The sequence below is a fragment of the Caballeronia arationis genome, assembly GCF_001544975.2.
In the GTDB taxonomy this organism is placed as follows: domain Bacteria; phylum Pseudomonadota; class Gammaproteobacteria; order Burkholderiales; family Burkholderiaceae; genus Caballeronia; species Caballeronia arationis.
In genome coordinates this window covers 23,622-34,392 of record NZ_FCOG02000068.1, presented here as the reverse complement: position 1 = coordinate 34,392, position 10,771 = coordinate 23,622, and the positions used below count along the sequence as shown (strand labels likewise).

General features: G+C 64.1%; 10 protein-coding genes and 3 tRNA genes. 7 read left to right on the top strand and 6 right to left on the bottom strand.

Annotation, left to right across the window (positions count from 1 at the left end):
- Nucleotide 1 precedes the first annotated feature (1 nt).
- The 4 genes from AWB81_RS28415 to AWB81_RS28400 all read left to right on the top strand — a co-directional run bounded on the left by AWB81_RS28415 (nt 2) and on the right by AWB81_RS28400 (nt 959).
- Nucleotides 2-78: transfer RNA gene (locus AWB81_RS28415), tRNA-Asp, on the top strand.
- A gap of 74 nt (nt 79-152) precedes the next feature.
- Nucleotides 153-228: transfer RNA gene (locus AWB81_RS28410), tRNA-Glu, on the top strand.
- Nucleotides 229-235: 7 nt separating this feature from the next.
- Nucleotides 236-312 (top strand) — tRNA-Asp (locus AWB81_RS28405).
- Nucleotides 313-494: 182 nt separating this feature from the next.
- Nucleotides 495-959 (top strand): GNAT family N-acetyltransferase, encoded by a 465-nt coding sequence (locus tag AWB81_RS28400; RefSeq protein WP_062639845.1) that lies wholly within the window; start codon nt 495-497, stop codon nt 957-959.
- Between the two features lie 39 nt (nt 960-998).
- Here AWB81_RS28400 and AWB81_RS28395 read toward each other — a convergent pair whose 3' ends face one another.
- Nucleotides 999-1,829, bottom strand: a complete 831-nt coding sequence (locus tag AWB81_RS28395) for an AraC family transcriptional regulator (RefSeq protein WP_062639844.1) — start codon at nt 1,827-1,829, stop codon at nt 999-1,001.
- A 167-nt stretch (nt 1,830-1,996) separates the two neighbouring features.
- Here AWB81_RS28395 and AWB81_RS28390 point away from each other — a divergent pair, with 167 nt between their 5' ends.
- Complete coding sequence (locus AWB81_RS28390; RefSeq protein ID WP_062639843.1) at nt 1,997-2,410, top strand: gamma-glutamylcyclotransferase family protein; 414 nt, start codon at nt 1,997-1,999, stop codon at nt 2,408-2,410.
- A gap of 48 nt (nt 2,411-2,458) precedes the next feature.
- Here the strand turns inward: AWB81_RS28390 and aceB are convergent, their stop codons facing one another.
- Together aceB and AWB81_RS28380 are read right to left on the bottom strand one after the other, a co-directional pair.
- Nucleotides 2,459-4,051 carry a malate synthase A gene (aceB, locus tag AWB81_RS28385; RefSeq protein WP_062639842.1) on the bottom strand — a complete coding sequence of 531 codons (1,593 nt, stop codon included), beginning with the start codon at nt 4,049-4,051 and terminating at the stop codon, nt 2,459-2,461.
- 59 nt (nt 4,052-4,110) lie between these two features.
- Nucleotides 4,111-4,893, bottom strand: a complete 783-nt coding sequence (locus AWB81_RS28380; RefSeq protein WP_062639841.1) for a haloacid dehalogenase type II — start codon at nt 4,891-4,893, stop codon at nt 4,111-4,113.
- Nucleotides 4,894-5,030: 137 nt separating this feature from the next.
- Between AWB81_RS28380 and AWB81_RS28375 the strand changes: the two genes are divergently transcribed.
- Both AWB81_RS28375 and AWB81_RS28370 read left to right on the top strand, forming a co-directional pair.
- A complete protein-coding gene (locus AWB81_RS28375; RefSeq protein WP_062639840.1) occupies nt 5,031-5,933 on the top strand; it encodes a LysR family transcriptional regulator in 903 nt (300 codons plus the stop codon).
- A gap of 96 nt (nt 5,934-6,029) precedes the next feature.
- Nucleotides 6,030-6,464 carry a universal stress protein gene (locus tag AWB81_RS28370; RefSeq protein WP_062639839.1) on the top strand — a complete coding sequence of 145 codons (435 nt, stop codon included), beginning with the start codon at nt 6,030-6,032 and terminating at the stop codon, nt 6,462-6,464.
- A gap of 145 nt (nt 6,465-6,609) precedes the next feature.
- Here the strand turns inward: AWB81_RS28370 and aceA are convergent, their stop codons facing one another.
- From aceA to AWB81_RS28355, 3 genes are all read right to left on the bottom strand, one after another.
- Nucleotides 6,610-7,914 carry an isocitrate lyase gene (gene aceA, locus AWB81_RS28365; protein ID WP_062639838.1) on the bottom strand — a complete coding sequence of 435 codons (1,305 nt, stop codon included), beginning with the start codon at nt 7,912-7,914 and terminating at the stop codon, nt 6,610-6,612.
- A gap of 411 nt (nt 7,915-8,325) precedes the next feature.
- Nucleotides 8,326-9,912 (bottom strand): DEAD/DEAH box helicase, encoded by a 1,587-nt coding sequence (locus tag AWB81_RS28360; RefSeq protein ID WP_062639849.1) that lies wholly within the window; start codon nt 9,910-9,912, stop codon nt 8,326-8,328.
- Nucleotides 9,913-10,344: 432 nt separating this feature from the next.
- Nucleotides 10,345-10,614: an acyl-CoA-binding protein gene (locus AWB81_RS28355; RefSeq protein ID WP_062639837.1), complete on the bottom strand. Its 270-nt coding sequence runs from the start codon at nt 10,612-10,614 to the stop codon at nt 10,345-10,347.
- Nucleotides 10,615-10,771 lie beyond the last annotated feature (157 nt).

Below are 10,771 nucleotides of genomic sequence, written 5' to 3'. Positions count from 1 at the left end.
TGGAGCGGTAGTTCAGTTGGTTAGAATACCGGCCTGTCACGCCGGGGGTCGCGGGTTCGAGTCCCGTCCGCTCCGCCAACAAGCCTCGCGAGTAGTAGAGAATCCGGCTGATGAGCCGGTTTTTTTTCGCCGCAGGCGATACGAGTTTTCCTGTCCCCTTCGTCTAGAGGCCTAGGACATCACCCTTTCACGGTGAGTACAGGGGTTCGAATCCCCTAGGGGACGCCAGTCTGCTGGAGCGGTAGTTCAGTTGGTTAGAATACCGGCCTGTCACGCCGGGGGTCGCGGGTTCGAGTCCCGTCCGCTCCGCCAGCAAGTCGTTTCAAGAAAATCCGGCCATGCGCTGGATTTTTTTTTGCCCGTCGATTCCGTCGCTTTTTGATCCGTCTCACGCCCGGTATTGCGAAAACCGGTTTTCGTGAAACCCGCCATTGCCACGCCCGGCGCTCTGACTTAGTGTTGAAGTCTTGTTCCCCGTGCCCTTGGCCCGCGCGATGCTCGATCCCACAGAAGATCTGCCGCTGTATCGATTGCGTCAGGCGACCATCGACGATTTTCCTTTCGCCGAATCGCTCACGCACAAGAACATGGACGGCTATTACCGTCGACACAATCTCGTCTGGCGCGGCGATCTCTTCCTGTGCAGCTGGCGCGAATCCGAGAATTTCGTGCTGGAGGTAGACGGCGCGCCGGTCGGCGTGATGCGCGTCACCGAAGAAAACGACTCGCTGCATATCCGCGACGTACAGATCGCAGAAGGTTGGCGCGGACAGGGCGCGGGGACGTTCCTGCTCAATACCGCGCACCGCTGGGCACGCGCCCGCGGTCTCGCCGAATGCCAGTTGCGCGTGTTCGTCGATAATCCGGCGGCGCGGCTCTATATCCGCATGGGCTACCGGCCGGCGGGTTCGCGGCTGGCGCAGCTCGGCGCGATTCGGCACATGGCGCGGCGCGTTTGATCTGCGGGGCGCCATCGCTTGCAGGTGCGCGTTTGGCGTTCACCTCGCATCGCCGCTTGCGGCTTCCTCCGCCACACCCCGTCCGTCGCGGACGAAGAACGCCCGCGGGCTTTCACCGAACGCGCGCCTGAACATCGCGGAAAACGCACTTTGGCTCTGATAGCCGAGTTCGCGCGCCACTTGCGCAAGCGGCCGCCCCGCGCTCAGCAGCGGAATCGCGCGCGCGAGCACGGCCTGCTGGCGCCATTGCGAAAAGCTCACGCCGAGTTCACGCCGGAAAAGCCGCGCGATCGTGCGCGTGCTCGCGCCCGCTTCGGCCGCCCAGGCTTCGAGGGAATCGGCGCGGCCCGGGTCGGCGAGCACCGCTTCGCACAGCGCGCGCAGGCGCTTCTCATCGGGCATCGGAACGGAAAGCGGCAGCGGTTCCGAACGCGTGATTTCGTCGAGCGCGAGCGTGCCGAGCAGACGCTCCCGATGCTGCGAGACACCGCGATCGTCGAGGGCGGCGATCACTTCGCGCAACAGCGGCGACACTTCCACGACGCGGCACGCGTCGAGTCCTGGCGGCACGACGCTCGCATCGAGATAGAGCGTGCGCAGGTACGCATCTTCGACGATCACGACCTCGTGCGTCACGTTCGGCGGCACCCAGATCGCGCGCGAGGGCGGCACCATCCAGGTCGAGTCGACCGTGGCGACGCGCAGCACGCCGCGGGTCGCGTACGCGAGTTGCGCCCACGCATGCGTGTGCAGCGCGATCCGCACGCCCGCCGGCACGGGACGCGCCCGCACGCAGATCGGATGCGCGTGCGTCGGCGAGTGCTCGACGGGGATGTCGAGATCCTCGACGGTTTCGGCGGGAGTGCTCATTCGATTGCAGACATCGCGCGGAAAACTTCGATGGTAATTTGATTCGCCGCAATCCGGCGATGCGCGCGGCATAATCGCAAAGGAATTAACAGCAATTGGCTTGCATGAGACCAGAGCAAGGCGACAGCGCCAACTCTGGCCGACAGCGAGGACGGAGCGTTCGACCGATGCAACACGTATTCATCTACGGCACACTGCGCGCCGGCGAGATCAACGACATCAACCGCGCGGCGGAGCGCCACTGCATCGCGAAGCCGGAATGGCTCGGCATCGCGCATGTGCCCGGGCGGCTCTTCGACTTCGGCCGCTATCCGGGCCTCGTGCTCGATGCCGAAGGCGAGCCGGTTCGCGGCGACGTCTACCGCATCGACGACGCACTCGTGCCCGTGCTCGATGAGATCGAAGAGGTGTATCCGGGCGTCGAGGGCCTGTTTCGCTCGCATCGGCTGCATGTGATGGTGGATATCGAAGGCACGGAGCAGCACGTCGATTGCCTGCTGTATCCGGTGGCCGCCCATTCGGTCGACGGTCTGCCGCGTATCGAAGGCGGCGACTGGGTCGAGCATCGCGCGCGCAAATGAAAAAGCCGCTCCCGGCCGGGGAGCGGCTTTCGTCAACCCGAGACAGACTCAGATTTCTTCGTAGAGCGGCAGCGTCAGAAACTCGGTGAAGTTCTCCGACGTCGACATCTGCTCGAAGATTTTCGCCGCGCGCTCGTAAGGCTTCGTGTCGCCGCCGACCGCGAGCTTCACCTTCTCCAGTTCGTCGATGGTGAAGTCGCGCACCATCGCGGCGGTGACCTTGCGGCCGTCGTCGAGCTCGCCCTTCGGGGAGCGAATCCACTGCCACACTTGCGAGCGCGAGATTTCCGCCGTCGCCGCGTCTTCCATCAGGTTGTGGATCGGGACGCAGCCGTTACCCGTGAGCCACGAGCCGAGATAGTGGATGCCGACGTTGATGTTGTTGCGCACGCCAACTTCGGTAATCGGCTCTTCCGGGCGGAAGTCGAGCAGGTCCTTCGCCGTCACCTGGACGTCGGTGCGCTGCTTGCCGATCTGGTTCGGCTTGTCGCCGAGCACCTTCACGAACTCTTCCATCGCGATCGGCACGAGGCCCGGATGGGCGACCCAGCCGCCGTCGTAACCGTCGCCGGCATCGCGCGCCTTGTCCGAGCGCACGCCGCCCATCGCCTTGTCGTTTGCCGCGGGATCGTTCTTGATCGGAATCAGCGCGCTCATGCCGCCGATCGCCGGCGCGTTGCGCTTGTGGCACGTCTTCAGCAATTCGAGCGCGTAGGCGCGCATGAACGGCACGGTCATCGTGATCTTCGCGCGGTCAGCGAGGCAGAAGTCCGGGTCGCTCTTGAACTTCTTGATCGCCGAGAAGATATAGTCCCAGCGGCCGGCGTTCAGGCCCGAGCTATGTTCGCGCAGTTCATACAGGATTTCGTCCATCTCGAATGCGGCGAGAATCGTCTCGACGAGCACGGTCGCGCGAATCGAGCCGCGCGGCACGCCGACCGCTTCCTGCGCCGCCACGAAGATCTCGTTCCACAGGCGCGCTTCCAGATGGCTCTCCAGCTTCGGCAAGTAGAAGAACGGGCCGACGCCGCGCGCAAGCTGCTCCTTTGCGTTGTGGAAAAGGAAGAGCGCGAAATCGAAGATGCCGCCGGAGACGCGCTGGCCGTCGACGGTCACGTGCTTTTCGTCGAGATGCCAGCCGCGCGGACGCACGATCAGCGTCGCGACACGATCGTTGAGCTTGTACGACTTGCCGTTCTGTTCGAGCGAAATCGTGCCGCGCACGGCTTCCTTCAGGTTGATCTGGCCGGTGATCTGGTTGTCCCAGTTCGGCGTGTTCGAGTCCTCGAAGTCAGTCATATACGCATCCGCGCCCGAGTTGAGCGCGTTGATGATCATCTTGCGCTCGACCGGCCCCGTGATTTCAACGCGACGGCAAAGAAGCGCCTGCGGCAGCGGTGCGATCTTCCAGTCGCCTTCGCGGATCGACTTTGTGTCCGGAAGGAAATTGGGACGCTCGCCGGCGTCCAGACGCTTGGTCCGTTCGACGCGTGCCGCGAGCAGTTGCTGGCGGTGCGGCTCGAACTGCCGGTGCAGCTGGGCGACGAGTTCGAGGGCTTCGCGCGTGAGGATCGCGTCGAAGCCGGGCTGCATGTCGGCGGTGATTGCCATGCCCTGCGGCAGATTCAGCGATTGGGCCATGTGGTTTTCTCCTTGGTCGGTCAGACGGTTTTGCATATTGCGTTGGATAGCGATGGCGCTCAGGTGCCGGGGGCCTGGCGCATCCGTGCCGGGCGTTTCGCGGGGGTGGGGGAATCCTGTTGCTGGCAGCCGCCCTCGATGAAGGCGACGAGGTCGTTCATGCCGCGTCCGGTGCCGCGCGGCGCGACGCCGAGTTCCTCTGCGGGAAGGCCTGCGCGGTTGATCCAGAACGTCGTGTAGCCGAACCACGACGCGCCCGCGACGTCCCAGCCGTTCGACGAGACGAAGACGAGCTCGCGCGCCGCGCAGCCGAACGCCTGCGTGCCGAGCGCGTACGACGCGGGTGCGGGCTTGTAGGCGCGTACGGCATCGACGGAAAGGACGTGGTCGAAAAGGCCCGTCATGCCGGCGCTTTTCACCGCGATGTCGAGCATCTGCGGATTGCCGTTCGAGAGGATCGCAAGTTCGCACCACGTGCGCTCGCGCAGCGCCCTCAGCGCGCCGACGACATCCGGGAACGCGGAAAGACACGCGTATTCGTCCATCAGCCGTTTTTCGGCGGCGCTCGACAGTGCGTCGGCGAGATTCAGGCGCGCGGCGGCAAAGCGCAGCGCGTCGAGCGTGATCGCCCAGAACGGCTCGTAGAGCCCGCCCGACGGATCGGCGAGCGTGCGCAACTGCGTGTATTCGATCTGCTTCTGGCGCCACAACTGGGAGAGCGCGTCGCCTCGGCCGGGGAACAGCTGCTCGGCGGCAGCGATGACGGAATGCACGTCGAAAAGCGTGCCGTAGGCGTCGAAAATCACTGCGCGGGGAGAGGAGTGTGTCGTTATGGCCGACATAGCCGTGCGCTCCGTGTAGAGGTCGAGATGGATTCTATTCGTGATCGATATGCATAAAAAGTCGCTTCGAATCACTTGATCTTTTACTTTTACGTACGTAATCTTTTCGCGTGGGGATTGAAACAGGAATATCGCGCATGGATCGCTTCAAGCAAATCGAGACGTTCGCGGCCGTCGCGGCGAAGGGCAGCCTGTCGGCGGCGGCGCAGACCGAAGGCGTTGCGCCCGCCGTGATCGGCCGGCGGCTCGATGCGCTGGAAGAGCGCCTCGGCGTGAAACTGCTCGTGCGCACGACGCGCCGGATCACGCTGACCTTCGAAGGCTCGGCGTTCCTGGAAGACTGCCAGCGCGTCATCAACGACATGCAGAACGCCGAGGCGAGCGTTTCGGCCGGCGGCGTAAAGGCGAGCGGGCACTTGCGGGTGTCGGCGCCAGCGGGATTCGGGCGGCGGCATGTCGCGGCGCTCGTGCCGGAATTCACGACGCGGCATCCCGACGTGTCGATTTCGCTCGATCTCACCGACCGCATGGTCGATCTCGTCAACGAAGGCTTCGATTGCGCGGTGCGGCTCGGCGAACTGCCGGATTCGTCGCTGGTGTCGCTCAAGCTGGGGGAGAACCGGCGCGTGTGCGTTGCCTCGCCGGTTTATCTGCAACGGCGCGGCAAGCCCGCCGATCTCGCGTCGCTCGCGGGGCACAATTGCCTTGCGCTCGGCGCATCGGCGAATCAGCAGCGCGGCTGGATGTTCCAGCACGAGGACAAGGTCGTCACGATCAAGGTTTCCGGCATGATGGAATGCTCCGACGGCGCCGTGCTCCACGACTGGTGTCTCGCAGGCTACGGCCTCGCGTGGCGCTCCTGGTGGGAAGTCGGCGACGACATCGCGGCCGGCCGCCTCGTCACCGTGCTCGACGATTTCGCCGCGCCGCCGATCGGCATCCACGCGGTCTTTCCGCAGCGCCGCCATCTGCCGCTGCGCGTGCGGCTCTTTCTCGACCTGCTCAAGCATACTTACAGCGCTCCGGGATACTGGGGCTGATCCATGTGGCCGATCAATCAAGCTGATTAATCGGGCCGAATGAGCGATGGCTGTTACTACAATGAAAGAGCGCAACGACGTTCCAAGGAGGACGCCATGTTCAAGCACATCCTGGTTCCGACCGACGGCTCCGAGCTGTCGCAAAAAGCAATCGATGGCGCGATCGACCTGGCGCAATCCGTCGGCGCGCGCATCACGGCATACGCGTGCCTGCCGCAGTACCCGTACTCGCCATTCGCGGACGTCGCCGTCGAACCGCCCGACGACTTCCACGACCGCGCCGAGCGCGAGGCGCGCGAGCATCTGCGCGCGGTCGAACGCGCGGCGGAGGAAGCCGGCGTGCCTTGCGACAGCGTGACGAGCATCGATTCCGCGCCGTACATCGGCATCATCGAGGCGGCGGTATCGGGCGGCTGCGATGTCATTCTGATGGCGTCGCACGGACGGCGCGGGCTCGGCAGCCTCCTGATCGGCAGCGAGACGCAGCGCGTGCTCACGCACACGAAGATTCCGGTGATCGTGTATCGATAAAGCGGCAATGCTCAAAACGAAGCGCGCTGTCCGGGAAACCAGACCCCGGGCGGCGCGCTTTGTTTTTGGTGGCTCGCGCCGACCGGCTGGAGACCGGACGGCGCTGCCACACTATTCACTGCGCTCCCTGATTACGCCTTTCTGATTACGCCACTTTCTTGTCGAAGAACTGCTCGTCTTCGGTCGAGCCGTGCAGGGCGGTCGTCGATGCATCGCGCTCGACCGTCTGCGTGACTGCGTCGAAGTAGCCCGTGCCCACTTCGCGCTGATGCTTGACCGCGGTGAAGCCCTTCTCGGCAGCCGCGAATTCGGCCTGCTGCATCTCGACGAACGCGGTCATCTGGTTGCGGGCATAGCCGTGCGCCAGGTTGAACATCGAGTAGTTCAGCGCGTGGAAGCCGGCGAGCGTGATGAACTGGAACTTGTAGCCCATCGCGCCCAGCTCGCGCTGGAACTTGGCGATCGTCGCGTCGTCGAGGTTTTTCTTCCAGTTGAACGACGGCGAGCAGTTGTACGAGAGCATCTGGTCCGGGAATTCCTTGTGGATCGCGTCCGCGAATTTCTTCGCGAATTCCAGGTCCGGCTTGCCGGTTTCGCACCAGATCATGTCGGCGTAAGGCGCGTAGGCGAGACCGCGCGAGATCGCCTGCTCGAGGCCCGGACGCGTGCGATAGAAGCCTTCGACCGTGCGCTCGCCGGTCAGGAACGGCTTGTCGTTGTCGTCGATGTCGGACGTCACGAGATCGGCCGCTTCCGCGTCGGTGCGGGCGAGCAGAACCGTCGGCGTGCCGCAGACGTCGGCAGCGAGGCGCGCGGCGGTCAGCTTCGCGATGTTTTCACGCGTCGGCACGAGCACCTTGCCGCCCATGTGGCCGCACTTCTTCACCGAGGCGAGCTGGTCTTCGAAGTGCACGCCCGCGGCGCCCGCTTCGATCATCGCCTTCATCAGTTCGAACGCATTCAGCACGCCGCCGAAGCCGGCTTCCGCATCCGCGACGATTGGCGCGAAATAGTCGATGTAGCCTTCATCGCCGGGGTTCTTGCCTTCGGACCACTGGATCTGGTCGGCGCGCGTGAGCGTGTTGTTGATGCGCTTCACGACGAGCGGCACCGAGTTCGCCGGATACAGCGACTGGTCCGGATACATTTCGCCCGCGACGTTGGCATCGCCCGCCACCTGCCAGCCCGACAGATAGATTGCCTTGAGGCCGGCCTTGACCTGCTGCATCGCCTGGTTGCCGGTCAGCGCGCCGAGCGAGTTGACGAACGGCTCGTTGTTCACGGATTCCCAGAGCTTTTCGGCGCCGCGCTTCGCGAGCGTGTGCTCGACTTGCAGCGAGCCGCGCAGACGCACGACGTCTTCAGCCGTATAGGTGCGCTTGATGCCCTTCCAGCGCGGATCGGTTTCCCATTGCTGTTGGAGTTGCTGTGCTTGTTGTTGACGTGACATTGCGATTCTCCTTGAGGTCCTGAACGACGAATGGTGTTGAACTGTCCCGAGCGACTTGAGCGCGATGCCGCGTTTCGGATTCGGCGGCGTTTCGTTTGCTCAACTCTTATATAAGAGTCTAGGCAAAGTCGGTCTTGGGAAATAGCCCCGTCAGCGGCTTTTTCTGAGAAATATTTCTTTGTTAATTCAATGCGTTGAAAACGAAATTTCGCGATGAGAAATGGCATTTTCTATCTTGCAACGCTGTTCGTTGTGCCGCGCAGCACAGACTTTTGCGACGCAAAAAGCCTTTCCGCATCGTGAAATATGGGGCGTGGGCGAAAAAAAACCGATGCGCGAGGCATCGGTTTTTTCGGTTGCTCCCGCTGGAAGGCGATGCAGCGTGCCTTCCGGGGTCAGCGCAAGCGCTGCTTAGCTGCCGCGGCGCGGAGCGCGCGGGCCGTCGCTGCGGCGCGCGCTGTAGCCGTCGCGCGAACCGCTGCCGAAGCCGCTGCCGCCGTCACGCGAACCACCGCGATAGCCGCCGCCATCGCGCGAACCGGCGCCTGCCGACTTGTTGCCCCAGCCGCCCGGCTTGCCCGCGCCGCCGGTACCTGTGCCGGTGCCACTGCCGCTACCGTAGCGACGGCCACCCGACGAACCGCCGCCCGGACGACCGCGTCCGCCGCCGAAACCGCCACGGCCGCCGCTCGGCGCCGACTTGCGCGGCTCGAAACCGGCAATGACGTTGACCGGAAGCGGTGCGCGCACGAAGCGCTCGATGCGCTTCAGCGCGCCTTGCTCGGCGTGATGCACGAGGCTCACCGCGATGCCGCTGCGGCCCGCGCGGCCGGTACGGCCGATGCGGTGCACGTAGTCTTCGGCGAACTTCGGCAGGTCGTAGTTGAAGACGTGCGTAATGCCCGGGATGTCGATACCGCGTGCTGCGACGTCGGTGGCAACCAGCACGCGCACACGACGCTCGCGCAGCGCACGGATCGTGCGGTTGCGCGCGCCCTGCGGCAGGTCGCCGTGCAGCGCAGCCGATTCGAAGCCGGCGTCCGCGAGGCGGATGGCGAGCTGGTCGGCGTCGTTCTTGGTCGCCGTGAAGACGATGGCCTGATCGAGTTCCGCATCGCGCAGAAGGTGATCGAGCAGGCGATCCTTGTGATCGCGGTCGTCCACGAAGTGCACGGTCTGCGCGATGTTCTTCGCTTCGAGCTTCTGGACGATCTCGATGCGCTCCGGATCCTTCAGGAGGCGGCCGGTCAGCGAGCCGATCTTGCCGTCGATGGTTGCCGAGAACAGCAGCGTCTGGCGCGAAGCCGGCGTGGCGGCGACGATGGTCTCGATGTCGTCGATGAAGCCCATGTCGAGCATGCGGTCGGCTTCGTCGAGGACGAGCATGTTCAGGCTCGACAGGTCGATACGGCCGCGTTCCAGGTGGTCGAGCAGACGTCCCGGCGTGGCGACGAGGATTTCAGGGTTCTTCGCGAGCAGCATCAGTTGCTGGCCATACGCCACGCCGCCGAGAATGCTGACGGTGCGCAGGCGGCGCAGGTGCTTGCCATACGTGGTCGCGGCGGCCGTGACCTGCATCGCGAGTTCGCGCGTCGGCGTGAGCACGAGCAGGCTCGGGCGCGCGACGGGTTGCTGGCGGCGCTGCGGGCGGGCGTTCGGGTCACGCGGCTCGCGCGGCTGCGAAGCAGCCAGCTTTTCGAGTTGCGAGAAGCGTTCGATGGCGGGCAGCATGAACGCTGCGGTCTTGCCCGAACCGGTCGGGCTGGAAACGAGAAGGTCGCGTCCGGCGAGCGCTGCGGGAATCGCGCGCTGCTGCACGGGCGTCGGAACCTGATAGCCGGCGGCCGTCAGGGCGGAAACGATGTCGGCGGAAAGGCCGAGCGATTCGAAGCTCGGGCCGGCGGGCTGTGCCGGCTGCGTGGTTTCGGCGGGCGTGTCGGCGCCGAGTGCTTGTGCTGCAATAGTGTCCAACGGGCTTTGGGTCATGCTCGAAGTCATGTCGATCCTTGAAACGGGAAATGAGGCGTCGGCGCCAATCGGCATACCCAAGTCGTCGGATTCAGCGAGCGAAGAAGCAGCGAGCAAATCGAAAAACGGGGGCAACTCGCGACAATGAAGGCGAGCTTTTTCGTTAGAAGCTGTATCGGATACGGCAGGCCCGGCGGGCGCTGTCGTCAGCCTGGTGCATGACGGGCCAAAAACGGCCTAGCAAGGAGGGGACAGTTTCTAAACTGGATTGGAGCAAAACGCTACGAGACGCTGCGCTGCGAACTGGCGGGAATTCGGTTGGGATCCGAACCGCGCGGGCCACAGTGAAGCGCAGACGATAGTATATAGAGATTTGTTGCACTGCGCCAGATATTAAGATGAATCCGGCTTATGAATGAAAGGAAGCGAATGGGCGCGACCTGCGTTGCGCCCGCAAGCGCATTACGCCGATGCGCCGCTTTTCAGCGATTCGACGAGTTCCACATACTGTCGCTTCGCATCGTCGGGCGGCGTGCCTTTCAGGGCCGACCACGCTTCGTATTTGTATTTGCCGGCGATGTCGGCGAAACCCGGCTTGTCGCCTTGCACGTCCCCCACGCTCGACTGCTTGAAGAGTGCGTAGAGGCGCAGGAGCGTCAGATTGCCGGGCCGCTCGGACAATTGCGTGACGTCCGTCTGGGCTTGCGCGAATTGCGCGTCGATGTCGCTCATTCTTCCTCCTTTTTTAAGACGAACGATCATAACAAGCCGGTTCGGCGCGGCTCTGGAGGGATTCTTCCAGTCGCTCGCGCGTGGCGCTTGCGTTTTGCCGCCTCGAAGCCGCCCGGCGACGCCGCGTTTTTCGTGTGACGTCCCGCATTACAATGTC